We start from the raw sequence: 25048 nt of genomic DNA, 5'->3' as shown, positions 1-25048 counted from the left end.
TGACTCGGCGGCCGCCATAAACGGAGCGATAAAGGTATACATGCCTAAGCTGGCAATGGCCGCCAATAGGGAAACTGCCAGAATGCCCATGGCATGAGGGTTTCTCAAAATAGCTAGTTTGCGGACCAGTGACAGCGTTGGTGCGATTGGAAGTGCAGGTAGTTTCAGCTGTAGCCCCGCATAGGCGATGAAGCCGAGTACTGCGATAAGCCACATGGCTGACGCCCAACCTAAGCGTTCCGCCAGCAGTAGGCTGACAGGCACCCCCAATACTGTTCCACTCGCCATGCCGCCCATAATGATCGCAATCGCTTTACCACGCTGCACTTCAGGCGTGATGGCGGCTGCGGCGGCAATGCCCATGGCAAGATAAACCCCCGCGCCCATGCCAGCGACCGCTCGCCAAATAGCGAGGGATATAAAACTGGTGGTCAGCGCGCTGGCAATGTTAGCCACAATAAAAATGGCTAACGCCACCAGTAAGCCCAAGCGTTGATGATGGCCGGGCAGTAGTGCCACGACGATGGGCGAGCCTAATCCATAGGCTAAGGTGAACGCCGTGACTAACTGTGCGGCCTTGGCAGCAGAGACACTAAAAGCGTCGCCGATAAGTGGAATGAGCCCAGCGGTGACATAAGAGGCCATCCCCAGCGCAAACGCACCCAAGGCAACTAAATAAACCGATAAACGAGATTGGTCAGCCATCACGCTCTCCACGTTAGATAAGGATCGAAAAATCATCGCTAGTTCTGTCAGCGAGAGGCTATTCTGGAGAGGCTTTAAAGGGGGTACAATTTAAGTGTTTATGCTATTACTAGGGGTAACAAGCTATTAGAAGGGTAATAAGATGACTGCTCCCAGGACGCTGACTCGAACGCGGGAAGACTTGGCTGAGTTTCTACGTAAGCACCGAGAGAAAATCGCGCCGGAAGAGATGGGGCTTCCCCGTGGCCGTCGGCGGCGTACGCCAGGGTTAAGGCGAGAAGAAGTCGCCGCGTTAGCGGGCGTAGGGCTGACTTGGTATACCTGGTTGGAGCAGGGCCGCGATATTAGCGTATCGGCGACGTTTCTGGACAACTTATCCAAGACGCTCAAGCTGGATGCGGCGGAACGCCGCCATTTGTTCTTGCTTGCCCATCAGCGGCTACCCTCAGAGCTAGGTAAAACCTGGTGTAGCGTGCCGCCGCTGGTGCAAACCTTGATGGACGACCTGCCCACCCGGCCCGCCTATATCCTTAACTTACGCTGGGATGTGCTGGCCTGGAACGCCGTCGCCGATAAGCTGTTCAGCTTCTCCGCCCATGCACCAGAGCGCCGCAATATGCTGTGGTTGATATTTACCGACCCTGCCATGCGCCAACTGCTATCACCCTGGGAAGAGCAGGTTTGCCAAATGCTATCCAGTTTCCAGCGCGACTTTGCCCGTGCAACCGAAGATCCAGCTATTGATGAGTTGGTTGAAGAGTTAACCAAAGTGGCACCTGAGTTTAAGGCATGGCGGAAAAACCAGGAGGTCAACGTGCCTTGCCAGGGAGTGCGTCATCTTTATCTTGAAGCGCTCGGCGTTGTGGCGTTTGAACACACGACGCTCACCGTTGACGAAGAGCGCCACCTGCGGCTGGTTTACTATGCCCACAAGGGAGCCGATACCGAGCAGTGGGCTTTTAATGAGTGGGTAGTGGGTTAAATAGTATTTGCTAAGAGTACGAGATGGGGGACGTCAGGTATCTATTCTCTGCAAAGGTGGCACGGATTGAAGCAGATACGCCCTCAATAGTCGGCTAAGCGAATGTGTTCACAATTAAGAGAATGTAGTCACAATATCGTCTATAAAATGACGTAGCTTCGGTGTCATGCGCTGATCGGCGGCGTAGAGCAAGTGCATGGGTCTTGAAGGCCCCTCATAGTCTGGCAAGATGCGCACCAGCCGCCCGGCGGATAACTCCTCAGCTAGTGCGGCTTCGTAGCCCAATGTAATGCCGAACCCCTCCAGGGCTGCGCGAAGCAGCCCCTTCCAGTCGTTGATTTGTAGCCGCCCATTCACGGGCACATCATATGTGCAGCTGTCGCGACTGAAACGCCACTTTCTGCCCAAAGCGCCGAACCCATAGGCGAAGCCCAGGCACTCATGCTCGACCAGATCCGCAGGTGTCTTAGGCTCACCGTGTTCAGCTAAATAGGTAGGTGAGGCACAGGCGATAAGCCGATAGGGAGCAAGCGGACGTGCCACCAGTGTGGTGCTGTCGTCGATTGGCCCAAGGCGAATGACGGCTTCGTAGCCTTCCTCAATAGGGTCGACCAAGCGATCCGACAAGGTGAGATCCACCTCCACCTCTGGATACTCAAGAAGGTAGCGGGTAACGAAAGGAACTAGCCTTTGACTGCCAAACGTGACGGGCGCGTTGATTCTGAGACGGCCCCGTGGCTCGGCCTGGGCTTGTTTCGTCACTGCATCGGCCGCCTCGACTTCTGCGAGGATTGTTTGGCAACGCTCATGATAGAGGTGCCCGATCTCGGTCAGGCTCTGTTTGCGTGTGGTGCGGTGCAATAGCCGCGACCCAAGCTGCTGCTCCAGTGCCATGATGTGCTTGGAAACCATCTGCGTCGATAGGCCGAATTCTGCGGCGGCGGCCGTGAAGGAGCCAAGATCGGCAACCCGTACAAAAATAGCCATGCTCGTTAGCCGATCCAGCATTATCAACTCTTGTTAGATGATTAAGTAACTAAGGTGATGTTTATCACGTATAGGTAGAGGAATAAAGTGCAGTTTATCTTAAAGCTGCCGGGAGAAAGACATGCAGATCGGGGTGATTGGTGCGGGATTTATCGGGCAAGCGTTTGCACGGCTGACGATTGCGGCAGGCCATGAGGTCATGGTCAGTAACTCGCGGGGGCCGCAGATACTCAGCAGCATCCCGCCGAAAATTGGTGCACAAATTGGTACTGTGCAAGAGGCCATCGGTTTCGGTGACATTATCCTGATCGCCATTCCCTTTCATCAATACGCGAATCTTCCAGTTGAGTCGCTACGTGACAAGATCGTGTTGGACGCCAATAACTACTACCCGGATCGAGATGGGTCGATTCCGGAACTGGATGAGCGCAGGGCGACGACGAGTGGACTGTTGGCGCAGCATTTGACAGGTACCCATCTCGTGAAGGCATTCAATGCGATCCTGGCCACCGATCTGGAGCAAGGCGGGCAAACACTACCTTCGGGAACCCGGCGAGCCTTACCTATAGCGGGGGATGATGACGTGGCCAAGGTGATCGTCGCAAACCTGGTGCGCCAGCTGGGCTTCGATGTTGTTGATGTGGGGTCGCTTGCCGAAAGCTGGCGTTTTGAGCGCGCCAAACCAGCTTATTGTATACCGTACGATCGGGAAGGATTGCGTCAGGCGCTGGATGAGGCGCAGCGTGACATTGATATGCCGGAAGGATCGTGGCGGCGATGAAAAGGGAAACAAAAAAGGTTCGCTGTACGCTTGGGTCGACGAAGATAAACATGCGCAGTGGAAGATTTTCCATAACATCAAGACAAGATATCCAAGAGCCAGCTTGTCGGGTAACAGCAGTTGAAAGGGAGTGACTCTATGAATATTCGCCCGATTCGCACAAGCGAGAGCTATGCCCATCGACTCAACTGATGGTGCGGTTTAGACAGTGTACGGTCGCCATCGTCGAGGAATGAGCGCTCAATAAGCGGGTCAACACTAAAGAGAATGATAATGTACGTAAAGAAAATAATAATGATTTGTATTAACTGATTGCTGTTATTAGAATTACCCTCCGTTTGCTGATCGTTTGGGAGGGGGAGAATGCCGGGTTCAGCTAAAAGTACGCCGCTGGCCGAGATGTACAGTGCTCACCATGGCTGGTTGCAGCACTGGTTGCAGCGCAAAACGGGCTGTAGCTGGCAGGCGGCTGATCTGGCTCAGGATACCTTTCTGCGCATTCTCACCTCTCCGAGTAACGCCGACCAAATTAGTAAACTCCATGAACCGCGTAGCTTTCTGACCACCATCGCCCGCCGAGTGTGGGTGGATTTTGTGCGTCGGGATGCTTTGGAAAAAGCCTGGCTGGAAGCCCTGAAGCAGCAACCTGAGCCGGTGTTTATCTCGCCGGAAGAGCAGGCCCTGATTCTGGAAACCCTGTTTCAGGTCGATGAAATGTTGGAAGGGCTGGGCAAGAAGGTCAGCGAGGCGTTTCTGCTTTGCCACCTGGAAGGACTTCGTTATGCCGAAATCGCCGAGCGTTTGGGGGTCTCTGTCAGTTCGGTAAAAAAATACATAGCCAAAGCCACCGAGCACTGCCTGCTACTGATGTGCGAAGAACCGCTATGAGCGATACCCGGGTAGCCCGCAAAGATATCCTCAGGTCTGCCGCCCGCTGGTATGCGCTGCTGTGCTCGGAGGAGGTTACCGAACAGCAAAAACACGCCCATGAAGCGTGGTTAGCGGAGGATCCGGCCCACGCTAAGGCTTGGCAGCAAGTGGAAAAACTGCGTCAGCAACTGCAGGTGATTCCTGGCGCCCCTTCGCTTGATGCGTTGCAGATCAAGCAGCGCCAGGGGTATAGCCGTCGAGCAGTGCTGCGCAGTTTTACCTTGTTGGCAGCCGGCAGTGTCCTGGGTTCGTTGGCTTGGCAGCAGGCGCCAGTAGAAAGCTGGATGGCTAGTCACCGCACTGCACGGGGCGAGCGCCGCGAATATACCCTGGCCGACGGTACGCAATTGGTACTGAATACTGCCACCGCGCTGGATGTAGTGGAAACCTCGACCACTCGGTTGATTCGCCTCTATGCAGGCGAAATCTTTATTCGCACGGGCCAAGGGGCGAAAGGCGTTGCCGCCGCTGAAGCGCTGCAGGTGCATACCGAGCAGGGCACTGTGGTGCCGTTGGGCACCGCGTTCACCGTGCGCAAGCAGGGCACTTTTACCCAGGTTACTGTGCTGGAGGATGAGGTCGAGTTGATTCCGCAGTCGGCTGGTGGCAAGACACAGCGCCTTGTTGCCGGAGAGCAGGCACAGATGAGCTCACGCTCTGTAGAGGTTGCCACCGCCAGCGCCCAGGCGGATAGCTGGACGCGCGGTCTGCTGGTAGCGGTAGACTGGCCGTTGAGCCGTTTGGTGGCAGAATTGAGCCGTTACCGTACAGGCATGCTGCGTTGTGATCCCGCCATTGCTGGGCTGAGGGTGTCAGGCGCTTTCCCTATTGATGATACCGACCGGGCGCTGCAAGCCATTGCCAATGCGTTGCCGGTTAGCGTCGACCGCCTGACCCATTATTGGGTAACGATAAAAGCGATCGGATAAAAAAAGTGGATTATTTATTGTCCCTTTTTCGATCTCGTTCGACCCAGAGATAAATCTATAGACTCTGGAATTGACGAGATAGCGATGACAATACCTCTTAACCCCAACAAGACACACATATCCTTTCGATATCACCATGGCAAACAGGTGTGCACGCTTGGCGGCATCGCACTGGGTTGTGCCCTAGTGAGTTCGATGGTGCTGTTGCCCCTTCAGGCAGCACAGGCGCAAACAGCGGACGGGCAGGCGCAACAGGCTGCTAACCAGCAGGCATACAGCATCGCACCGGGATCACTGGGCAGTGTATTGAGTCAGTTTGCCAGTCATGCGGGCGTTGTGTTGTCTTTTTCGGCTTATCTCACTGATGAACTGCACAGTGTTGGATTGAATGGGCGTTATAGCGTGGAGGAGGGGTTTGCCCAGTTGCTTCAGGGCAGTGGTTTGAAAGTGGTCAAGCGGGGGCCTGCGGACTATGTCATGGAAAAAGCGGGTAGCGCAGAAAACATGGTGTTGGATACCGTCGAGGTGGTGGGTAGCCGAATCAGTAGTGACGGTTATTTGGCCTTTAGCACCTCGGCGGGTAGCAAAACCGATACACCGCTGATAGAGCTTGCGCAAAGCATCAGTGTGGTCACCGAAGAGCAGCTTCGTGACCGTCAGCCGTCGTCCGTAGAGCAGGCGGTGGCCTATACGGCAGGGGTTCGAGTGGAAGCATCGGGGATGGATCCGCGCTTTGACTTGATCTCGGTGAGGGGGTTCCCGACGGTATATCATGGCGATTTTCTTGATGGCTTGCGCCAACCCAATAGCGGCTGGCTCTCTTACTATTCTACCGTGCCCTATAACCTGGAGCGCATTGAGGTGGTTAAAGGCCCCGATTCGATGCACTATGGTCAGCTTTCACCCGGTGGGTTGGTGAACCGGGTCAGCAAACGTCCGCAGGTAGATGCGACGAAGGAAGTGCAGTTGCAGGTCGGGAGTCATGACCATCTGCAAGGCCAGTTCGATGTGGGGGGAGATATAGGCAGCGGTGTGCAGTACCGCTTGGTGGGGGTTATGCGCGATGCACAAACAGATATCGAACAGGTGGATAATGACGTCACCCTGCTGGCGCCAACTCTCCATTGGCAGATGAGCGAACGTACCGATATTACCTTTATTACACAGTATCAGGAGCGCCAGACTTCCGCTTCACCACGCCCTTATCAGGATGGTGATAACCTGACCCATTTTTGGGCTGGCGATGAAGACTACGACAAGCTGGAGCAAGAGCAGTGGGCTCTGGGCTATGAATTTAACCACCGTTGGAGTGACCAACTGCAACTGCAGCAGAATGTACGCTACGGTCAGGTGGATGCCACCAACCAGTACCTTTCAGCTGGCACCTTAGCCGGTACAACGCTAAGCCGTAGCAGTGTAGGCCTTTACGAAGAGATGGAGTCGCTTAGCACCGACACCCGGCTTATGGCGACCTTTGATCAGGGCGCGGTGGAGCATCAAGTGATGTTAGGCGTCGATTACTCCTATCTTGAGAACGATGTTATTTATGCTGGTGGCAGCGCGCCGTCGATCGATATCGACAACCCGGATTATAGTCAGCCTATCGCTCAGCCGAGTAACGTTTGGACAAACGACAGTGGTAAAAACCATCGCAGAGGTCTTTATTTACAGGATCAGATTAAACTCGATAACTGGCGTTTGACCGCAGGCCTGCGTCGCGATTGGGTGCAAGATGAGACGCACAACCATCTCACCGGTACTACCAGTGAAAGCCAAGATGAGCAGAACACTTGGCGCTTTGGCGCACTTTATGCCTTCGATTCAGGGCTATCTCCGTACTTTAGCTATGCGCAGTCGTTTTTGCCTGAGAGCGGCACTGATGCGAGCGGCAATGACTTTGATCCCACCGAAGGCGAGCAGTTTGAGCTGGGGTTGAAATACCAGCCAGCAGGTAGTGACGCGATGCTGACTGCGGCGATCTACCAGATCGATGAAATCAACCGTAAAACCAACGACCTGGACAATCCGCTGTTTCAAATCCAAACCGGAGAAGTGCGCACTCGTGGGCTGGAGCTTGAGGCTGTTGGGAATGTCACCGATAACCTGCGCATGACCGCAAGTTACAACTATAACCGCAGCGAAATCACCGCAGACAATGATGGCAACGAGGGGAGTGACTTGGCGAATACCCCACGCCATCTGGCGTCCCTTTGGGTGGATTATCGCGTTCCTGCGTTGGAACGACTGCATCTGTCCGGTGGGGTGCGCTACACCGGGAGTGAGTACATTGATAACGCCAACAGCAATGAAAACGGTGCATACAGCCTGATTGATATGGCGGCTCACTATGATTTCGCGGGCTCTTTACAGGGTGTGCGTGCCAGCCTCAACGCCACTAACGTAACAGATGAGGAGCATATCTCCTGTGAAGGCATTTATTGTTATCGCGGCGCTGGTCGCAGCCTGATTGGTAGCATCGCTTACCAATGGTGATGAAGCGATAGAATCGCGAGGGCAACGAGTCATGCAACTGTTCGTGAGTAGTTTAGTGTTTACCGGGTTGCTCTTGTTGACGGCGCCGCAAGCACAGGCGTCGCCAATAACGGTTGAACGTCAAGTGACCCTAGATCAGACGCTGGAATGGACGGTGCAAAACGATCAGGGTGCCACCTATCGTATCCTTATCAGCAAACCGGAAGGCGAGGTGCCTGATAGCGGCGGTTACCCGGTCATCTATGTGTTGGATGGCAACGCTTATTTCGCTTCCTTGCATGAGGCCAAGCGGGCACAAGAGCCGTTTCGTCAGGCCCTTATTGTGGGCATCGCTTATCCGGGTGAAGCGCCGCATAACTTCCTGCGGCGCTCCTACGATTTATCACCGCCAGTGGCAGAGGAGCAGAACACGCCACCTCAGGGCGGGCAGGATGAGCTGTTGGATTTTATCGAGCACAGCCTGATGCCAGCCGTCGCCGAGCGCTTTCCTGTGGATCCTCACCACCAAAGTCTTTACGGCCACTCTTTTGGCGGTATGTTTGCAATCTATACCCTGTTTACCCGGCCAGATATGTTTAACCACATTGTCGCCGCCAGTCCCAGCCTGTGGTGGGATAATAGCTATCTGTTGAAACATGAACGTGACTTCAGGCAACAGGTTGAAGCTGGAGAGGCCAATGTTATCCATCGCAGCTTGTCATTGATCGTGGCCGACAACGACTCCCTGCAGAACCAGCAGGATGCCCGTCAGCTTTATCAGCGGCTGGAAGACCTGTCGGCATACGGTTTGCGAAGTAGCTTTTACCGCGTGGAAGGCGAAGATCATATGTCCGTTCCCTTTGTGCTGGAATCGCGGGTGCTTAATCAGCTTCTGGGGGCTCGGGGCGGCTAGAACTCTGCAAACAGTGGCGGCTTTTCGTAACCATCTTCGCAAAGTGCTTGCTCGGCAAAAGCCCATCCCGTTAGCTGGGCTTTGTTTGGCTGATTTATCTGGCCTAGCGATCCCTATCCAGACTTTGCACCGTTAGATCCAGCGCCTTGTACATATCCAACCGAGCGGAAAGGCCTATATCAGGGTGGTTCAGCTCGTTAGCTCGTTCCGATGGCAGTATCGGTGCGGTTAGGTCATCCGCGTCTGTCGGCTCGAAATCGAACTCTTCCCCGATCGTCATGGCGCTGCGGCGAAGTAGCATGCGTAATTGTGCCGGGGTAAGCTCGGGGTCAATCGACATCATTGCCGCCAATAGGCCGGCGACTAGAGGCGTCGCGTAGGATGTTCCGCAATGGACTTCGCCTTGCTCACCTTCTACCAGGGAAGAGCCCCGCACACAGGCCGCTGCGGTTATATCAACCCGCATATCGATATTGGATGCGTTACGTTTGACCACGTAGCGGGGATCGTCAATCTGAACATCCTCATCGCTGCGTTGATGCCCTCCCACCACAAACAGTTGGTCGGTAATAAACGAGGAGGGCAGGCGATAATCGTCACTTCCCGAAAATGACGAAGCATTGCCTGCTGAGTTCACGACCACCACATCGGGGTGTTCGCGGCGCAGCCATAGGAAAAACTCTTCGAGCAGCTCTTCGTAACCGCTCATGGCGATGCCGGAGCGTACTAGCGAATCGATCTCCTTCCCGTTTATGTCGATGGCGCCTACTCGGTGGATGCCCCAACTCCAGTTGAGCACGCGTACGCCGTCCTCCACCAGATTGACTGAAGCCGCAACATTCGCCGTAATGCCTGCATCTGAATTGCGATCCACAATTACATCAAAGCCAGGGCCCACGTCGTCCAATCCGCGTAAAAAACCGCTATTGCCGCCTTCATTCCAGGCAGCGGCAAATACCCCGGCGACCGTTGTGCCATGCCCGTCGGGCTTAGCCGCATCGCGGGCATAAACGCAGGTTCTCGTTGAGTCAGTGCGGCAGTCGCCCAGGTAATCGGCAAAATCCGGCGCGTCGAAGTCCACCTCGCGCTCGATGACGCCAATACGTATGGGCTGCGTCTCGATACCCCCGCCGTGGCCCTGCCGTGATAGGCGTCGCTGGTAATAGTTCACGGCATCCAGAAAGCGGTTCGACGCCCACTCCTTATTATCCGCAGCGGGCGGCTTTTCAATCTCGCTCTCAATGCTTTCTTCTGCCCCCGACTCTTCGACCACCACCGCATCCACGCTCACTTCGCTGCCCAGCCTAAGTACCAGCGCGTCGCGCTGTTCCAGGTTGTTGGCGGGCAAGCGCAGCTGATAGGTGTTGAGCGGTGGGATCATACCGACGACTTCGGCGTCGTACTTCTCTGCCAAACGCTGGGCTTCCTCGGCGCCATCGTGGCTCTCTTCAATAATCAGGCTGACCAGATCCACGTAGGTGGTGATGCCATCCATGTTCTTCGCCACCTCTTGATCCGTGGCGGCGACTACGTGACTGCCGTTAAGACTGAGCCAAACCGGGTTGCTGGACTGCTCACGCTGCTCAAACCATAGTGGGCCGCTTTGTGCATCAGCGCTGCTGATGCTTACACGCACCCGGTCGTTGTCGTGAGTGATGTTATCTGGCCGAAGCGCTGTGCCGTTCAGCTTCAGCTGAAAATCGCCATTCTCAAGCCCACTGACACGCAGGCAGAACGCTTGCCTATCCAGTTGCAGCAGGTTGCCACAGCGCTGCAGTTGTTCGACTCGCAAAGGCTGTTCATCGTTGACAGACTGCTCAGCAACCGCAGCAGATCCGATCAACATCAGTGCCAGCGCCGAAACCAGCCGACCAGCGCCCAAATACGTTACTGCCATTTATCACTACTCCAAACGGTATCCGATTGACTGCACGCAGCATAAACGTATTAGCTGAACAGAACATGAACCCGTTCGGTACGCGAGGGTATCTATTGGCGTTTTAACGGCTAAAACGATAACGCAGTTTAGGCAGAAAGCGGGCAACAGGAGGTAGGCGGGTGGCCATAATGAGTGCAGCAATGGCGGCATACATCGCCCACTCTTGCATATCGGCGCGCACGACCCAGAAGAAGTGCAGCAGCACCAGACCCAAAATGGCGTAGGAAAATTTGTGCAGCGGCTTCCAGCGTTTGCCTAGGCGCTTCATCGACCATTTATTAGACGTCGCCCCCAGTACAGCAAGGCCGATCAGCGCGATCATGCCGACGATAATATACGGGCGCTTGACGATTTCGCTGCCCAGCAGCGCCCAGTTAAGCCCGAGGATAAACAGCGCATAGCTGAGCATATGCAGGGTGGCGTAGGCCAGCGTCCAGAGGCCCAACTGGCGCCGGATCAGCGCAAAGCCTTTCCAGCGGGTGAGCTTGGTCAAAGGAGTAAGGCTGAGGGTCAGCAGCAGCATCCACAGCCCGCCAATGCCAATGTTGAGCAACAGGTAACGCCCTGGCTCTGGGCCTGCGGCGTTATTTGCCACCTGCCAACTCCAAAACAGCAGCGGTGCTAGCGCCGCTAGAAATACCGCCACGCGCCAGGCTAGCCATTTGTGCTGCGTTGCCATCAGTAGTTCTTCCTCAAATCTAACCCCGCATACATTTCGGCGACTTCGTCGGCGTAGCCGTTAAACATCAGGGTGTCGATGGTATTGGGGCTGAACAGGCTGTTGGGCAGCCGCCGCTCGGTGGCTTGACTCCAGCGGGGGTGGTCGACTTCTGGGTTAACGTTGGCATAGAAGCCGTACTCATCAGCGGCGATTTGCTGCCAAGAGTTAACCGGTTCCTCTTCAACCAGCGAGATACGCACTATCGACTTGATGCTCTTAAAGCCGTACTTCCAGGGTACCACTAGCCGTAATGGCGCGCCGTTTTGGTTGGGCAGTTCGCGGCCGTACATGCCCATGGCTAATAGCGTTAGCGGGTGCATGGCTTCGTCTAAACGCAGGCCTTCCACGTATGGCCAGTCGATGATCGAAAACGAGGAGCGCTGGCCGCGCATCTGATCAGGGTCTACCAGGGTTTCAAAGCGCACGTACTTGGCTTTGCTGGTGGGGTCGGCGCGCTTGATGATTTCCGCCAGCGGAATACCCAGCCAGGGAATCACCATCGACCACGCTTCTACGCAGCGCAGGCGGTAAATGCGCTCTTCAAACTGCGAGGGCTTGGCAAAGTCCTCCAGGGCAAAACGCCCACCGTTGTTGACTTCGCCATCCACCACCACACTCCATGGTTCGGTCTGCAGGCTGCCTGCATGGCGGGCAGGGTCGCCCTTGTCGGTGCCGAACTCGAAAAAGTTGTTGTAGCCACTGGCGTCATCAAAGGGGGCTATTTTATCTTTGTCAGGGTCGCTAGGGGTGATAGCCCGCCACTGGGTGTCGCTGATTTTCTCCTTTAACCACGCGGGGGCATCGCCGTCAGGAACATCCGAGTAGTCGGCATTTGCTTGAGCGTGGCCGGAGAGGGCGAGCCCCGCGCCTAGGCCTGCCATACCGCCCATAAAGCGCCGTCGAGAGAGGTAGATGGACTCAGGCGTTACATCGGATTCGTGTAAGTCACTCGGTTTGGCAATCTTGATCAGCATGGGATGCCTCCATTGGCGATGGATAAGGTGTGTTACTACTGTGACTATCTTGTACAAGATTTATCACAGAAAATTCGCAAAGTTATTACGTTTTTTAAACGTCGCCTCAATGCGATGCGTATACCGGTAAGCGTATACAGAAGGATGCTCCCCCAGAGGAAAGGTTTTCAACGCGGATATCGCCGCCTTGAAGCGTCATGATTCTGCGTGCAATCGCCAGCCCGAGCCCGGCATGGCCGACGCCGCCAGAGGCTTCGCCGCGATAGAAGGGGTCAAAGATATGCGGCAGATCCTGTGCTGAAATGCCGGGGCCACTATCCTGCACGCAAACCTCTGGTTCGCCACCCGTCTGGCCAACAATGACATCAATACTACTGCCTGGGGGGCTGTAGGCGATGGCGTTGCTGATTAAGTTATCGAGTACACGTTCGGTCATGGCGAGGTCGGCGTAGACGGTTGGCAATGCCGGATCGCCACTTAGGCTTAGCGTCAACTGACTGTCCCGCGCGGCTTGGCCGTGCTTCTGAACCACATCGTGTACCAGCTCTGCTAGTGGGAAGGGTTCCGGCACAGGCTGTTTTTCCCTTGCCTCAAGGGCAGCAAGCTCGAAGAGTTCATCCACCAAGCGACTTAGACGGCGGCCCTCCTTGAGGGCAATGTCGAGAAAGCGATCCTGCTCTTGGGGGCTGAGGCTGTCACGTCTTAATTTAAGGCTTTCGATATAGCCCTGCATAGAAGCCAGCGGCGTGCGAAGGTCATGGGATACCTGTGCAATTAAGCGACGGCGCTGAGCATCCTTTTCTGTCAGCTGTTCGATCTGAGTGGCAATCCGGCGGGCCATCTCATCGAAGGTGACACCCAGGTAGTCGATTTCGTCACGCACCTCGGGACGCTTATCGCGCCATCTTTTGCTGTACCCAGGGGAGTTAGACCATGTGCTAGACCAAGTGCTGGACGGGTCCTGGCGCATATCGCTATTCTCGAATTGCTCTACCAGCCGCGTTAGCGATCTCAATCGGCGAGTCAGCAGGTGGAAAATGGTCAGTCCCGCGACCATCGCCACCGTCAAGCTAACCAGCAACGCCCATGCGCTCATCTTCAGAATACGGCCACCACGGGCCATGGTTTCTGCAGCGTCATACTCTTCACCCCGCAACACCACATAAAGGTAGCCTTCCGGAGTGTCCGCCGAGGGCACCGGGGTAACAGAAAAGACTTTCTGCCGGTCATGGTTGCGGGGGTCGTCGCCGAGTAGCGGGTAAAGGCTCATGTCATCCATCAGCCTGTGTATGGGCGCCAGGGATACCTGATTGCGTTTGATCTTCGCTGGGTCTGCCGAATAGGAGAGAAGTGTGCCATCGAGATCCAGCAGGTAGATCTCGATGCTGGGGTTAATGGCCATGTACAAGGCGAACAGTTCTTCTAATGCGCTACGGTCAAGTTTACCGTCACGGACTAGGTTTCTGTCAGACACTAAGTTCTGTGCCAGATCCTGATGCAGTGCCTGGTTGACTGAAGCACTGTATTCACGCAGCGAATACAGGCTAATAAAGGTGTAAAGCAGGCCGACGGCCAGCAACAGCAGAAATAGGCCAAGGGCTAGCCGAGTGTAGAGTGTTTTCAGCATAGATTATTCGCGGAAGCGATAGCCCACCCCCCAAACCGTCTGGATAAATGCCGGGTGAGCGGGGTCCGTTTCGATCTTCCCCCGCAGCCGGTTGATATGGGTATTGACGGTGTGCTCGTAACCTTCGTGGCTGTAGCCCCATACGGCGTCGAGCAGTTGGACCCGGCTGAATACCCGACCTGGATGGCTGGCAAAATGCCAGAGCAGGTCGAACTCCCGCGCGGTGAGCTCGACGGCTTGTTCCTTTACAAACACCCGTCGGCGGACAGGGTCAATACGCAACCCATCGGTGGTCAACTCTTCGTCGCAGGTTTTTGCGACTGGCGCGGATGCCATGGCATCCGCGCGTCGGAACAAGGCCTTCACCCGGGCAGAGAGTTCGGCCACGCTGAAGGGTTTGGTGAGGTAATCATCTGCTCCCATTTCCAGGCCCAGAACCCGATCCAGCTCAGTGCTTTTAGCCGTGAGTATTAGTACGGGAACATAGCCTGGGCCGGAGCGGATTTCGCGACATACTGACAGCCCGTCCATACCGGGCAACATCAGATCGAGAATCACCAGGTCGATTCCCCCTTCGCGAAAACGCGCAAGCCCAGTATCCCCACGCTCACAAAGAACGGGGTTCATGCCGAGTTCGGCCACGTGTATGCGGACGAGCTCGCCGATACCGGGGTTGTCCTCAATAATCAGTACGTTTCGTGTCATAGCTTCCTGATTTTTAAATGTCCGCGATAGGTTTGTGTGCCTGAGGCTTACATTCCCTCGCTTTCCATGTCCTCTTCCATTTCCATATCGCCCTCGGACATGCTGTCATCTTGCATATCACTGTCCATTGAATCGGTCATGGAGTCATCCATAGAGTCGGACATATCGTCCGTCTTCATGTCACTATTCTCCATTGATTCGTGCTCCATCGACTCATGCATGTCGTCTTCCATCATGCCCTCTTCGGACATTTTTTCATCAGCATGGCTGGCCGTTGCAATCAGGCTGAGTAGACAGATGGCAGCGAAGGTAGTGAACTTGTTCATAGTGATTTCCCCTGGATTTTAAGTCTGCCGGGCTGGCAGGCTTAAAGATATCCTCGGTGCTCACCATCACAGTAGAATCACGCAGTGTTAAAGAGTGTATCGCGCAAATCTCACAAAAGTGTCACGGATGGCCGAATGATAGTGCGATGGCAATAACACCAACTCCTGTATTTCAAAAAGTTAGTTTTAACAAGTGAGTTTTAACAAGTGAGTTTCAACAAGGAGCACCCATGGCATCTACCCGCCGTGAACTGATATCACTGATTGAGCAGGGCGTGATACCGCCTGAACAGGTGGCGCGGGCTATCCAGGTTGCCGAGCTCCGCCCTTCGCCCCGTGCCTGGGCCGTGTTTATTGATCGAATGCTGCTGTGGCTGGGTGGTCTGGCGATGGCCTTCGCAGTGCTGTTTTTTATTGCCTACAACTGGGCGGAGATGAGCCATTGGGCACGTTTTGGCTTAGTGCAAGCGGCGTCGGTGCTGGCGGTAGTTGTCGCCATTTGGCCCAAGGCCAGCCCGATGGTTTCGCGTGTGGCGCTAACGTCGGCCACTTTATTGGTGGGCGTACTGTTGGCGCTGTTTGGGCAGGTGTACCAAACCGGCGCCGACCCCTGGCAGCTGTTTTTTACCTGGGCGGTGATGACGCTGCCATGGGTCTGGGTAGCGCGTTTTGAGCTGCTGTGGGTGCTGTGGCTGGGGTTGCTGAATCTGGCCGTCGGGCTCTATTTTCGTACCTGGGGCGGGCCGTTTGGCGTTTTGACCAGTAGCGATGCTGCGCTGTGGGGGTTGTTTTTACTCAACACCCTGGCATTGGCAACCTGGGAATGGGGTGCTCGTTACCGGGGCTGGCCACGGCAGTGGGCGGTGCGCTTGTTGGCGGTGGGCAGCGGGCTGCCGGTGACGTTGTTAATGATGACGTTGATAGTTGATACAGGCCTCGTCGGGTCGCCAGTGCTGGCGATTTATCCATTCTGGTTGGCGGCGCTGTATAGCGTTTATCGCTACTCGTGGCCTGACCTGTTTATGATCGCGGGCGGCTGTGTCTCATTGATAACGGTGACCACGCTGCTACTTGCCAGAATTTTGCTGTGGGAGGGCGATTGGCAGGAAGGAAGCCTGATGTTGATCTCTATCGCGGTGTTGGCGATGGGCGCTGGGGCAGTGGTATGGCTAAAGCGGCTACATCGGGAGCTCGCCCAGTGACGAACAACGTTAATGACTTTAAAGCCAGGCTGACTCAAGCGGGCATTACGTTAAACGAGCCTACTACCTCTGCGCAGTTGCAAACGCCCTGGTTTGTGCGCGCGCTGCAAGCGTTTTCCGGCTGGTTGGCGGCGCTATTTCTGCTTGGCTTTATCGCCATGGGCGTAGTGTTTGTGGCGGAGAGTCCCGCTGCGTCGTTGGGCTTGGGGCTGGTGATGATCGGCGCCGCTTATGGGTTATTTCGCAAAGCTCGCAGTGATGTGCTCGAACACTTGGCGCTGGCGGTTAGTTTAGCCGGGCAGCTGCTGATTGCTTGGGCAGTGGTAGCGTTTTGGAATGACTCTGCTTATCCATTTTGGTTACTGCTGGGGTGGTCGCTGCTGGCCTTGCAGAGCGCCCTGGCGTTGGTAATGCCGAGCCTGGTTCACCGTACGTTTTCAGCGTTTGCCGCCAGCTTGGCGCTCTATATGGCTTTGGCAGTGAACGCTATGGCGCCAGTGGCAAGTGGGATAGTGCTGCTGGCGCTAACGATGCTCTGGTTAAACGAATTTCGTTGGCCCAGCCGTATTCGGGACATGCACGCATGGGGCTATGGCCTGTTAATAGGCCTGCTGGTGATGCAGGGATTAGCGCATAGCGGCCAGTCGTTCGCCTTCTGGTTTGACGCACAGAGCACTACCGCTTTTGCATGGTCGGCGGCTTGGTTAAACGCCGTGTTAATGGCGTTCTCTTTGGCGCTGCTGCTTTATACAATCCCTGATTTCAAAACCCATTGGGTGCTATATCTAAGCCCTATCGCGCTGCTGGTGGTCTCATTTTATGCGCCGGGGGTGGGCCAGGGCTTGGTGGTCTTACTGTTAGGTTTCGCGATAGGGCATCGCCTAGTGATGGGGCTTGGGGTGCTATTGCTGTTAATGGGCATTGGCAGTTATTACTACTGGCTGGACGCGACGCTGTTAACCAAAGCGCTAACACTGCTGATCATTGGCGGGCTTATTCTGACAATGCGCTTTGCGCTAAGGCACTGGTGGTGGAACATAAAGGGGCAAGGTGATGAATAAAATCATCGTGGCGGTAACCCTACTGGTGATCCTGGCCGCGGTTAATTGGGCCATCTGGGAAAAGGAAGGACACTTAGCCGAAGGCGAGGTTATGTATCTTGAGCTGGCACCGGTAGATCCGCGATCGCTGATGCAGGGCGATTATATGGCACTGAACTTCGCACTCAGCAACCGAATTCAAAGCACGCTTCATCAGGCTGGGGCCGATGGGGATACCCCGAAAGCACACAATGGCACTGTTGTTGTGCGACTCGATGAAAAGCGTCTTGCTAGCTTTGAGCGGTTGGACAATGGCGCCCCACTGAACGGAAACGAAAGACGTTTGGGCTATCGGCTTCGCAATGGTCAAGTACGCTTTGCTACCAACGCTTTCTTCTTTCAGGAAGGCCAGGCCGAACGCTATGAGTCCGCGCGCTATGGTCAATTTCGTGTCAATACTGACGGTGAACCGCTGTTGGTTTCCTTGCACAATGAAGCGCTAAAGGATCTGAGCCACGAGCCCTACGAACCGGCAAATAAATGACGAAGGCTCCCGCCTTATGGTGCGGGAGCCTCCGTTTTCGCGTCTCAGGCAAGCTGACGCTCGGCTACAGCCGGGGCGGTGGCCCGACGTAGGAAGTCGCGGTTGATGGGGCTATGTGGCTTGAGCGCCAAGCGTTCGTTGGCCATACCTTCAGCGAGCTCGCGATTGCCTCCACGGATGGCGGCCTCGGTCAGCGTCCAGTCGATGACATCGCGCTGGGCATGGCTGCCGCCGAAGGCGTTGGCAATATAACGTACCGAGTGAAGGCGCTCGGCTGAAGTGGTGTAGTGGCCGCGCCAGAAGGCTACAAACCCTTCCGCCAAGGGCAGGCCGATGCGTCGAGCCCAGTCCGCTGTCTCGGAGTCGCGGCCGGTATTGCGGAGCGTCGTCAAAAGCGTTTCCACCCGGTCGTCGCGGCCAGCACCCAAGTAGGCCATAACCGCATGCCAATCGTTAAAAGGGTATAGCTGACCGTCCGCGTGTTGATCCCAGGCGGCCGCCAGTTCCTGCCAACGCTCTCCGACGTCTTGACCGGTGAGGGCCAGCCGCCACAACAGCGCTGAGGCGTCGATCATATCCAGCACCATGGCGCTGCGTTCTTGACGGATCGGACCATCGTAGAGGGCCAACACTTCTCTGGTCTGTCCGAGGTCGAGGTGGCAGAGGGCGAGGTGCCACCAGTTGTGCACCTTGAACAGATTGTCGTCGCCCGACCAGTAAGGCTCGCGCGTGGTCATCCAGCCTATGCCGTCCTGGGCACGGCCCTGCATTTCCATGACGTGGGCTACGGCGTGGTGCGCCCAGCAATCGAGCGGTTGCAGATCCAGCGCTTGTCGGCCAACCTGCTCGGCGCGGGCGTAGTCACTTGTCTCCTCCAGCCCGAAGGCGAACATGCCCATGGCGATTGAATGGCCTGGGATATCGGGCGACCATTTTGGCAGCACGCGAGCGAGGCGGTCACGCAGGTTGCGGGCGTTAGCGCGGTAGAAGTCGATTAGGTGACCGGCCTGCAGGGCCAGCAGATCATGTGGGTAGCGCAGGTTATGGTAATCCAGGGCGATCCCCGCGGCGCTCCATTCGCCAGCAAGCAACTGCGCTAGGATGGCGACATGGGAGGCTTCCCGGTCATTCAAGCGTGCACCATTAGTGGCGGCCAGGTCGGCTTTGGCCGCGGTTGCGGCGGCGGGTTCTGTGGCCAGAGCAAACAGATAGGCCCTGGCGATTCGCGCCATAGTGAAGTTTGGGGCGGCTTCAATCGCCTGATCCAACGGGGTGACGGGGTCGCCGCGGTAGAGATTGAAGGCGTCGATGGCGCGGTGATAAAGCACCTGGGTTTCAGAAGTGGCGCCGGGCAGGGCGTTGCCTTGGCGGTCGGTCAGCATAGTAGATATCTCCAGTTTGTCGTTGTGATAATTGGCGGTGATAGTATTTTTGCCCCTCGGCGGCGGCCAGCCCGCTCACCAGGCTGCTAGACTACGATGAGGTACGGTAGACTTTAATGGTCGAGGCGCCGGCTTTGTTGTCCGATCCGCCGCGATAGAGACACAGCCCCATGGATGCTGCACTTGATGTGCTGCGCATGATTCGCTTTACCGGCGGCATCTTTCTTGATGCGGAGTTCTCTGCACCCTGGTGTGTGGCGGCGCAGGTCACTCAAGAGGATTGTCGGCTTTTCACCCCAGTGCCTAAGGGCATTCTCGCTTACCACTATGTCAGTGCCGGACGGTTGCTGTTGCAAGTGGGCCAGGAGACGCCGTTAGAGGTGTCGGCGGGGCATATTGTGCTACTGCCGCGCAACGACCCACATCTTCTCTCCAGTGAATTAGGCGCCCTGCCTATCAGCATCGATCATCTGCTGGTGCCCACAAATGAAGGCCGATTGGCACGGATCGTCTACGGTGGCGGTGGTGAGACCACCCGCCTGCTGTGTGGTTTTTTGAATAGCGAGACACCTTGCGATGCCCTGATTGGCGTACTGCCCAGAGTGATGACGCTTGATGTGGTGGAGGGCGCGGCCAGGGCCTGGATTGAGAGCTCCTTCCGTTTTGCCGCCTCCGAGCTAGCTGCAGGGTCTGTGCGTTCACCGACGTTGCTCGCTAGGCTCGCTGAATTGCTGTTTATCGAGGCTGCGCAGCTCTATCTGACCCGCTTGCCGCCCGAGCAGCGTGCTTGGGTTGGCGGGTTGGGCGACCCCTTCGTCAGTCGTGCGCTGGCCCAATTGCATGACTCTCCCGAGCGTCACTGGACAACGCAAGTGCTGGCGCGCCAAGTGGGACTCTCGCGCTCTGCCTTTGCCGGGCGTTTCACTGATTTGGTAGGTATGCCGCCGATGCGCTATCTCGCTAGGCTGCGTATGCAGGTCGCCGCCCGTCGCCTGCGCGAGTCGCTTACCCCCATCGCGCGTATCGCGTTGGATACTGGCTACGAGTCCGAGGCTTCCTTTAGCAAAGCGTTCAAGCGCGCATTTGGAATGCCGCCCGCGACTTGGCGACGAGAACAGCGCGCACTGCACGAACCCGATAACTGAACTGTATGCTGCAACCTCCAGTCCAATTCTGGCAACCAAGACCCACGAGCTATGTGACGAGCTAATTACTTGTTAGGAGTGTGGCCGTCGCTACACATCGCCTTGTCTCATTAAGCAAGGTAGTCTGTACTTTATCCAACCGCTGACATGGATGATCCAGTGCTCAATGCTGGTCGTCAGGGGTACGCAAACTGGCCCACTTCAATGAATAAGGCATATATGAAAGCAAACGGCTCGTGGCTCGCATGGGGTGTGTTGGTGATGGCACTGACCTTTTCCAGCCTATGCGTGGCACAGACTCAAGGAGGAGAGAGCGACAACGAACGATGGTTTACCGTCGATTTGTTAAATACTGGGCTTGGTGAACCTCCTGAAGAAGCGAACCGGGTAACGCCGCGGGAGTCGATCAGGAGTTTTCTGAAGCTGACGGATCAGGAAAAGTATGAAGCCGCTGCTCATATGCTCAACCTTTCTGAATTTTCAGAAGATGAACAACGCGAGCAAGGGGGGGAGCTAGCTCGGCAGTTGGCAGAGATTTTTCAGCGCGGCGATTGGCTTAGCGTTTCTGATCTGCCAGGCCGAGAAGACGCTGTGATTGAGGATCCCACTGGCCAGGACCCTCGCGTTGGCGAGACGCGTCGAAATGTTGAGGTTTCTTCTTTAAAAGCCGATGGAGAAACCTACGATATTCGACTGGGTAGATACCGGGTGGGTGAACAGGAGCCGGTCTGGCTGATCATGCCCGTCAGCGTGTCGTACATACCGGTGCTGTACGAGCAGTATGGCCCTTCAATGTTAGAAAGCTATATTCCCGAACGTTTTCAGGCATCGTTTGGCATCCTAAGAATATGGGAGTGGATCGCCATTCCGGCTTTCTTAGTATTCGTAGGCATGGTCGGATGGGTGGTTCACTGCATGGTAGGGCTGATATCGAAATGGCTGCCCTCTGGTGCGTCGAGCATATTTGCCAGTCAGATTGGCATGCCTGCCGCGCTGATTGCGATGTCCTTAGTCACCCAGATGCTGCTGGATTATGTGGTGTCGTTTTCGGCGGTCGCCACCACAACGTTTCGGGTGCTGTTAATCAGTATTATGGCCTGGGGAGTCGGCACGATTGCGTTGAGCTTAGTGGATACCATTATGCTGCGTTTGACGCGGCGCATCGTGGGCGAAATTGATGATACAAAGCCTAGGGACGAACGCAGGCTGCTGACTTCTCTCTATGCGTTGCGTCGGGCGATTATTCTGATCACCGTGACTGCTGTGTCAGTCTACATATTGGGTCAGGTTCAGCTCTTCGAGACCCTCGGCTTGTCTATTTTGGCTTCTGCTAGCGTATTAGCTGTTCTAGTCGGTGTGGCGGGCCAAACGGTACTGGGTAATATTCTTTCCTCCTTTCAGTTGTCGTTTGCCAAACCTATTCGCATTGGCGATCTGGTGATCTTTGAAGGTGAGTGGTGCTATGTCGAAGGCATTTTTTATACCTTTATTCGGTTGAGGTCATGGGACGAGAGGCGATTGATTGTACCTGTCACCTATTTTACCTCTAAGCCTTTCGATAATTTGTCGGTAAAGAGTACGAAAATGTACCGGTCTTTAACGTTGACGCTTCACCTAAGTGCCGACATAGAGCTGTTAAGAGATAAGTTTCTCGAGGTCGCCAAGGAAGAAGACAGCGTTATCGAACACCATAAGCTGCTCTGTTATGTAACGGCACAAACAGGAACGGCGCAAACCGTTACCTGCTACCTCATGACGTCAGACCCCTTGGCGGGTTGGACGGCGGAGATGAATGTGCGCGAGCAGCTGTTGGCATTTATCCGCGATAACCATCCCGAGTGGTGGCCACGTGAGATTGTGGTTATTAGTCACAACGATATTGCCCGTGGTGAGCATGGCAAACGCGCTTCGGGAACGGAGAGTGCTGAGAAAGATTCACCTGAGTAGTAGGCGATTAGACAGCGGTAAGTGCCGCTGCTAAGGTCTAGGGTCTGATGTTGTTGGGCATAGCAATGCGGTTCACGCGGAGAACTCAACAGGCCCTAATCTCATTTAAGCGAGACCACTTCTAACGGGATGCCCACGCCGAACTGCTGCAACATACGGCGGAAGGTCTCGACATCATAGGCCTCACTTTCAGTTACCAGACCTTGAATCTGGCCTGTACCCAGTGTCCCTTTGCCTAGCCCCACGACAATTGATTCAGCGGGGTCGAGGAAGCGGCAACTGGGTCGCGCTGCTTCGAAAAAGGGACGCAGCCATGGTAAATGCGTACTCGAAAGTGTCAGAGTGTCGATATCGGGATGCTGTTGGAATACGTCGTCGATAAAAGCAGTGACCGCTTTCTGCGTAGCGTTCGGGTCGAATAGAAAGGCGCCATTCTCAACGAGCTCCACCATGGACGAAGCATTGATCAGGCTGACATTATTCGAGTGGGGCGCATGGCGAGCGATGAACTGCTTCAGTGAAGAGCTTTCAATGAGTGAGTGCACCCCCATGATGCCAATCTTGCCGCTCGCTGACATGGCGAGTGCTTCTTCGATGGGCGGATAGACACCGAACAATGGCACCAAGGTGTTCTGGCGAATGTCATCCAGCACCATGATAGAAGGGGCGTTCGAAGCGATGACGATGGCCGAGGGAGCGTAGCCCTCGAGAAAGCGCAGCGTGCGATGCATGACAGCGAGTAGCTCTTCCCGCCCTTTGTTGCCATAAGGAAAGCTCGCCCGGTCAGCGAAATATACAATATCCTGTTTGGGAAGACGTTTATGTATCTCGGCAACAATCGCATAGCTACCAATACCTGCGTCGAAAACAGCAATCGGCTGATACATAGTAATATCCTTAGTGGCGGTTAAAGCCTAATGATCCTTAAAATTTCAACGCTATGGAAGCAATATTTCCAGCCTCTATGCGAGTTTAACTTAATACTTTATTGGGGCGCAGCATCGGATGAAATCTTCGGCTTTGCTACCTGAGTTAATACAACAATGATGCCTTGTGCGTGAATAAGTGACCTTGTTGCTATTATTGATGAAAAATTATCGTTTCGAGGTGCGCTATGCCATTCCTTGCTCAAACAGAACCCACCCCTGAAAGGGTTTTAGCGAAAGCAGTGCTGAGTGCCGCCGAGCAGTTGGGGTTATCACAGTCTGATTTGGCAGAAGTGTTTGGCGTGCACCGCACAACCATTAAGCAGCTTGTAAATAACTTAAAGCTAGACCCAAACTCTAAGCAGGGCGAGCTAGCCTTGCTGCTCATTCGCCTAGCCCGAGAGCTGTTTACCCTGACTGGCGGCGATCAAAAATGGATTCAGCACTTTATGCGTACGCCTAGCCGTGTCACTGGCGGGATACCGGCGGAACAGGTAACTCGTTTAGAGGGGCTATTTGCAGTAGTGAGATTTGTCGATGGTATGCGGGGTAGAGGGTGAACACATGGGAGGCTTGCGGGGAGCCTAAATGCCGTTAAATATTGTGCAGCGCGCACTACCCGGCTGGGGCGTTACTTATGGCCCGCCGGGGGATGGACCCTTTCCAGCTATCATGTTGCTGCATGGCTCTGAAGGCGCGTGGGCAGGGTGGAGCCACCGGGACGCAATGCTGTTCGCCGTGCATGGGTTCCTGGCATTTCCCTACGGCTACTCAAGCGGCGGTAATGCCTGGAACGCGGGGCATATTATCGATTACCCGCTCGACCGCAGTGTGGAGGCGTTTAAAGCCCTACGAGAATTCCAGTTCGTTGATGAACGAGTAGGGCTTTATGGTCTTTCACGCGGCGCTGAGCACGCGTTATTGCTCGGTTCACTGATGGCAAGAGATAAGATCGCAGGAGCGCCAGATGCTATCGCGGCACACAGCCCGCCCGATGTCGTATGCGGTGCCTTTGATGCACGCGGTTTTCGCGATGCGGGTGACCCCGGCTGGCAAGCCTGGGATGTCAGTAAGCGCGCCTGGACATGGCAGGGGAGCCATGAAGGCTTATTGCCCACCACACCGATAGCAATTGAGCGCTACCCTGGGCCGCTGTTTCTTTCCCATGGCACCCAAGACCGCATGTGGTCGGTTGAAATGACCAAGCGCCTGGAAAAACGCCTGCATGAACATGGCCGCAGCCCGGCAGTGCACTACTACGAAGGCGAAGATCATATACCCAGCAGCGTTGGGCAGAATAAGCATTACGAGCTGCTTCTGGACTTCTTTTTAAAATACCTTTAAATCACTGTTTATCATTTTCCCATCCAAAAAAACCATCTCGGTAGCTAAGAGGTGTGGCGGTGATGATGGCTGCTTGGGGCAGGTTGTCGATATGCGCTCTCGGCTGCAGCCAGGGCTGCTCGTCGCTGGGAGGCAGCCACTCAATACGGTCACTAAATAGCGCTCCATCAATCTCTAATACCAACGGCGCTTCTGCGTAGACGAAGTATTTGTTGGCGATAAAAAGAACGGCTTCTTCAATATTCAAATGAACGCAGTCGAGCTTATGGTCGTTGCCGCAGCGGGGCACATAGCCAAGTTGCTGAGTTTGATCCCAAATAGTTTTGCTGATGACTCTGAATAAGCGCATAAGATCTCCAGTAGCTTTTTGCTTCGACTAAGGCAGCTTAAAACCTGAAGTGAACTTGAGGTCAAGTGGCGCTGAAGACGCAATGTCTGGCATGAAGTCATGGTACTGATTGAACTATTGTTAAGCTAAGTGGCGTGCGGACTTACGAGTTGATTAATCAAGAAAAACTAAATACTGC

The 25048-nt window shown here is 55.2% G+C and carries 24 protein-coding genes; 13 read left to right on the top strand and 11 right to left on the bottom strand.

Translation table 11 applies throughout. From position 1 onward, the window contains the following. Window positions 1-705, bottom strand: a 705-nt coding sequence (locus tag KUC_RS19850; RefSeq protein ID WP_244264721.1) for an MFS transporter, incomplete at its 3' end; no start/stop codon positions are given. A 142-nt stretch (window positions 706-847) separates the two neighbouring features. On the opposite strand from KUC_RS19850, the gene KUC_RS02130 reads away from it, so the two are divergent. Further along, complete coding sequence (locus KUC_RS02130; RefSeq protein ID WP_040479256.1) at window positions 848-1687, top strand: helix-turn-helix transcriptional regulator; 840 nt, start codon at window positions 848-850, stop codon at window positions 1685-1687. A 114-nt stretch (window positions 1688-1801) separates the two neighbouring features. On the opposite strand, the gene KUC_RS02125 is transcribed toward KUC_RS02130, so the two are convergent. Beyond that, window positions 1802-2695 (bottom strand): LysR substrate-binding domain-containing protein, encoded by an 894-nt coding sequence (locus KUC_RS02125; protein ID WP_007111432.1) that lies wholly within the window; start codon window positions 2693-2695, stop codon window positions 1802-1804. A gap of 100 nt (window positions 2696-2795) precedes the next feature. On the opposite strand from KUC_RS02125, the gene KUC_RS02120 reads away from it, so the two are divergent. The 5 genes from KUC_RS02120 (at window position 2796) to KUC_RS02100 (ending at window position 8699) form a co-directional block, all read left to right on the top strand. Continuing rightward, window positions 2796-3455 carry an NADPH-dependent F420 reductase gene (locus tag KUC_RS02120; RefSeq protein WP_007111431.1) on the top strand — a complete coding sequence of 220 codons (660 nt, stop codon included), beginning with the start codon at window positions 2796-2798 and terminating at the stop codon, window positions 3453-3455. Window positions 3456-3818: 363 nt separating this feature from the next. Next, window positions 3819-4343, top strand: coding sequence for a sigma-70 family RNA polymerase sigma factor (locus KUC_RS02115; RefSeq protein WP_007111430.1), 525 nt, complete (start codon window positions 3819-3821; stop codon window positions 4341-4343). Then, entirely contained in the window at window positions 4340-5314 is a 975-nt protein-coding gene (locus KUC_RS02110; protein ID WP_007111429.1) for a FecR domain-containing protein, read from the top strand. Before KUC_RS02115 ends, KUC_RS02110 begins: the two co-directional genes overlap by 4 nt. A gap of 84 nt (window positions 5315-5398) precedes the next feature. After that, complete coding sequence (locus KUC_RS02105; protein WP_141243392.1) at window positions 5399-7807, top strand: TonB-dependent siderophore receptor; 2409 nt, start codon at window positions 5399-5401, stop codon at window positions 7805-7807. Window positions 7808-7838: 31 nt separating this feature from the next. Further along, window positions 7839-8699, top strand: a complete 861-nt coding sequence (locus KUC_RS02100) for an alpha/beta hydrolase (protein ID WP_007111427.1) — start codon at window positions 7839-7841, stop codon at window positions 8697-8699. Window positions 8700-8802: 103 nt separating this feature from the next. On the opposite strand, the gene KUC_RS02095 is transcribed toward KUC_RS02100, so the two are convergent. The 6 genes from KUC_RS02095 to KUC_RS02070 all read right to left on the bottom strand — a co-directional run bounded on the left by KUC_RS02095 (window position 8803) and on the right by KUC_RS02070 (window position 14991). Then, a complete protein-coding gene (locus tag KUC_RS02095) occupies window positions 8803-10596 on the bottom strand; it encodes a S8/S53 family peptidase (protein WP_007111425.1) in 1794 nt (597 codons plus the stop codon). Window positions 10597-10699: 103 nt separating this feature from the next. Beyond that, the gene (msrQ, locus tag KUC_RS02090; RefSeq protein ID WP_007111424.1) at window positions 10700-11317 is read right to left on the bottom strand and encodes a protein-methionine-sulfoxide reductase heme-binding subunit MsrQ; all 618 of its coding nucleotides are present in this window, start codon (window positions 11315-11317) and stop codon (window positions 10700-10702) included. Further along, window positions 11317-12333, bottom strand: coding sequence for a protein-methionine-sulfoxide reductase catalytic subunit MsrP (gene msrP / locus KUC_RS02085; protein WP_007111423.1), 1017 nt, complete (start codon window positions 12331-12333; stop codon window positions 11317-11319). Before msrP ends, msrQ begins: the two co-directional genes overlap by 1 nt. 106 nt (window positions 12334-12439) lie before the next feature. Then, on the bottom strand, window positions 12440-13960 hold the full coding sequence (locus KUC_RS02080; RefSeq protein ID WP_007111422.1) for a sensor histidine kinase: 1521 nt from the start codon (window positions 13958-13960) through the stop codon (window positions 12440-12442). 3 nt (window positions 13961-13963) lie between these two features. Continuing rightward, window positions 13964-14665: a response regulator transcription factor gene (locus tag KUC_RS02075; protein ID WP_007111421.1), complete on the bottom strand. Its 702-nt coding sequence runs from the start codon at window positions 14663-14665 to the stop codon at window positions 13964-13966. A 47-nt stretch (window positions 14666-14712) separates the two neighbouring features. Then, the gene (locus KUC_RS02070) at window positions 14713-14991 is read right to left on the bottom strand and encodes a hypothetical protein (protein WP_007111420.1); all 279 of its coding nucleotides are present in this window, start codon (window positions 14989-14991) and stop codon (window positions 14713-14715) included. A 230-nt stretch (window positions 14992-15221) separates the two neighbouring features. Here KUC_RS02070 and KUC_RS02065 point away from each other — a divergent pair, with 230 nt between their 5' ends. Genes KUC_RS02065 through KUC_RS02055 form a run of 3 tightly spaced genes read left to right on the top strand, consistent with a single transcriptional unit; the run spans window position 15222 to window position 17777 of the window. Continuing rightward, entirely contained in the window at window positions 15222-16193 is a 972-nt protein-coding gene (locus KUC_RS02065; RefSeq protein WP_007111419.1) for a DUF2157 domain-containing protein, read from the top strand. Further along, a complete protein-coding gene (locus KUC_RS02060; RefSeq protein ID WP_244264720.1) occupies window positions 16091-17254 on the top strand; it encodes a DUF4401 domain-containing protein in 1164 nt (387 codons plus the stop codon). Before KUC_RS02065 ends, KUC_RS02060 begins: the two co-directional genes overlap by 103 nt. Further along, window positions 17247-17777, top strand: a complete 531-nt coding sequence (locus KUC_RS02055) for a GDYXXLXY domain-containing protein (RefSeq protein ID WP_007111417.1) — start codon at window positions 17247-17249, stop codon at window positions 17775-17777. The genes KUC_RS02060 and KUC_RS02055 overlap by 8 nt, the downstream gene beginning before the upstream one ends. Before the next feature lie 44 nt (window positions 17778-17821). Here the strand turns inward: KUC_RS02055 and KUC_RS02050 are convergent, their stop codons facing one another. Then, complete coding sequence (locus KUC_RS02050) at window positions 17822-19159, bottom strand: tetratricopeptide repeat protein (RefSeq protein WP_007111416.1); 1338 nt, start codon at window positions 19157-19159, stop codon at window positions 17822-17824. 170 nt (window positions 19160-19329) lie between these two features. Here KUC_RS02050 and KUC_RS02045 point away from each other — a divergent pair, with 170 nt between their 5' ends. Further along, the gene (locus KUC_RS02045; protein ID WP_007111415.1) at window positions 19330-20304 is read left to right on the top strand and encodes an AraC family transcriptional regulator; all 975 of its coding nucleotides are present in this window, start codon (window positions 19330-19332) and stop codon (window positions 20302-20304) included. A 219-nt stretch (window positions 20305-20523) separates the two neighbouring features. Then, window positions 20524-22251, top strand: coding sequence for a mechanosensitive ion channel family protein (locus KUC_RS02040; protein WP_040479252.1), 1728 nt, complete (start codon window positions 20524-20526; stop codon window positions 22249-22251). A gap of 101 nt (window positions 22252-22352) precedes the next feature. Here the strand turns inward: KUC_RS02040 and KUC_RS02035 are convergent, their stop codons facing one another. Next, window positions 22353-23138, bottom strand: a complete 786-nt coding sequence (locus KUC_RS02035) for a glutamate racemase (protein WP_007111413.1) — start codon at window positions 23136-23138, stop codon at window positions 22353-22355. A gap of 227 nt (window positions 23139-23365) precedes the next feature. Between KUC_RS02035 and KUC_RS02030 the strand changes: the two genes are divergently transcribed. Next, the gene (locus tag KUC_RS02030; protein WP_040479249.1) at window positions 23366-23737 is read left to right on the top strand and encodes an antitoxin Xre-like helix-turn-helix domain-containing protein; all 372 of its coding nucleotides are present in this window, start codon (window positions 23366-23368) and stop codon (window positions 23735-23737) included. A gap of 28 nt (window positions 23738-23765) precedes the next feature. Then, entirely contained in the window at window positions 23766-24521 is a 756-nt protein-coding gene (locus tag KUC_RS02025; RefSeq protein ID WP_040479240.1) for an alpha/beta hydrolase family protein, read from the top strand. Window position 24522: 1 nt separating this feature from the next. On the opposite strand, the gene KUC_RS02020 is transcribed toward KUC_RS02025, so the two are convergent. Next, window positions 24523-24870: a DUF952 domain-containing protein gene (locus tag KUC_RS02020; RefSeq protein ID WP_007111409.1), complete on the bottom strand. Its 348-nt coding sequence runs from the start codon at window positions 24868-24870 to the stop codon at window positions 24523-24525. Window positions 24871-25048: the final 178 nt, after the last annotated feature.

The sequence above is a fragment of the Vreelandella boliviensis LC1 genome (assembly GCF_000236035.1).
In the GTDB taxonomy this organism is placed as follows: domain Bacteria; phylum Pseudomonadota; class Gammaproteobacteria; order Pseudomonadales; family Halomonadaceae; genus Vreelandella; species Vreelandella boliviensis.
The sequence above is the reverse complement of the archived record's forward strand: the minus strand, read 5'-3'. Positions and strand labels throughout refer to the sequence as shown.

Bases quoted from the DNA above. Each gene is read 5' to 3' on its own strand.
- KUC_RS02050 (WP_007111416.1), bottom strand. From the start codon at position 19,159: ATGCTGACCGACCGCCAAGGCAACGCCCTGCCCGGCGCCACTTCTGAA.
- KUC_RS02080 (WP_007111422.1), bottom strand. From the start codon at position 13,960: ATGCTGAAAACACTCTACACTCGGCTAGCCCTTGGCCTATTTCTGCTG.
- KUC_RS02120 (WP_007111431.1), top strand. From the start codon at position 2,796: ATGCAGATCGGGGTGATTGGTGCGGGATTTATCGGGCAAGCGTTTGCA.
- KUC_RS02075 (WP_007111421.1), bottom strand. From the start codon at position 14,665: ATGACACGAAACGTACTGATTATTGAGGACAACCCCGGTATCGGCGAG.
- KUC_RS02065 (WP_007111419.1), top strand. From the start codon at position 15,222: ATGGCATCTACCCGCCGTGAACTGATATCACTGATTGAGCAGGGCGTG.
- KUC_RS02095 (WP_007111425.1), bottom strand. From the start codon at position 10,596: ATGGCAGTAACGTATTTGGGCGCTGGTCGGCTGGTTTCGGCGCTGGCA.
- KUC_RS02105 (WP_141243392.1), top strand. From the start codon at position 5,399: ATGACAATACCTCTTAACCCCAACAAGACACACATATCCTTTCGATAT.
- KUC_RS02125 (WP_007111432.1), bottom strand. From the start codon at position 2,695: ATGCTGGATCGGCTAACGAGCATGGCTATTTTTGTACGGGTTGCCGAT.
- KUC_RS02110 (WP_007111429.1), top strand. From the start codon at position 4,340: ATGAGCGATACCCGGGTAGCCCGCAAAGATATCCTCAGGTCTGCCGCC.
- KUC_RS02035 (WP_007111413.1), bottom strand. From the start codon at position 23,138: ATGTATCAGCCGATTGCTGTTTTCGACGCAGGTATTGGTAGCTATGCG.
- KUC_RS02055 (WP_007111417.1), top strand. From the start codon at position 17,247: ATGAATAAAATCATCGTGGCGGTAACCCTACTGGTGATCCTGGCCGCG.
- KUC_RS02040 (WP_040479252.1), top strand. From the start codon at position 20,524: ATGAAAGCAAACGGCTCGTGGCTCGCATGGGGTGTGTTGGTGATGGCA.
- msrP (WP_007111423.1), bottom strand. From the start codon at position 12,333: ATGCTGATCAAGATTGCCAAACCGAGTGACTTACACGAATCCGATGTA.
- msrQ (WP_007111424.1), bottom strand. From the start codon at position 11,317: ATGGCAACGCAGCACAAATGGCTAGCCTGGCGCGTGGCGGTATTTCTA.
- KUC_RS02025 (WP_040479240.1), top strand. From the start codon at position 23,766: ATGCCGTTAAATATTGTGCAGCGCGCACTACCCGGCTGGGGCGTTACT.
- KUC_RS02130 (WP_040479256.1), top strand. From the start codon at position 848: ATGACTGCTCCCAGGACGCTGACTCGAACGCGGGAAGACTTGGCTGAG.
- KUC_RS02020 (WP_007111409.1), bottom strand. From the start codon at position 24,870: ATGCGCTTATTCAGAGTCATCAGCAAAACTATTTGGGATCAAACTCAG.
- KUC_RS02045 (WP_007111415.1), top strand. From the start codon at position 19,330: ATGGATGCTGCACTTGATGTGCTGCGCATGATTCGCTTTACCGGCGGC.
- KUC_RS02115 (WP_007111430.1), top strand. From the start codon at position 3,819: ATGCCGGGTTCAGCTAAAAGTACGCCGCTGGCCGAGATGTACAGTGCT.
- KUC_RS02100 (WP_007111427.1), top strand. From the start codon at position 7,839: ATGCAACTGTTCGTGAGTAGTTTAGTGTTTACCGGGTTGCTCTTGTTG.
- KUC_RS02070 (WP_007111420.1), bottom strand. From the start codon at position 14,991: ATGAACAAGTTCACTACCTTCGCTGCCATCTGTCTACTCAGCCTGATT.
- KUC_RS02030 (WP_040479249.1), top strand. From the start codon at position 23,366: ATGCCATTCCTTGCTCAAACAGAACCCACCCCTGAAAGGGTTTTAGCG.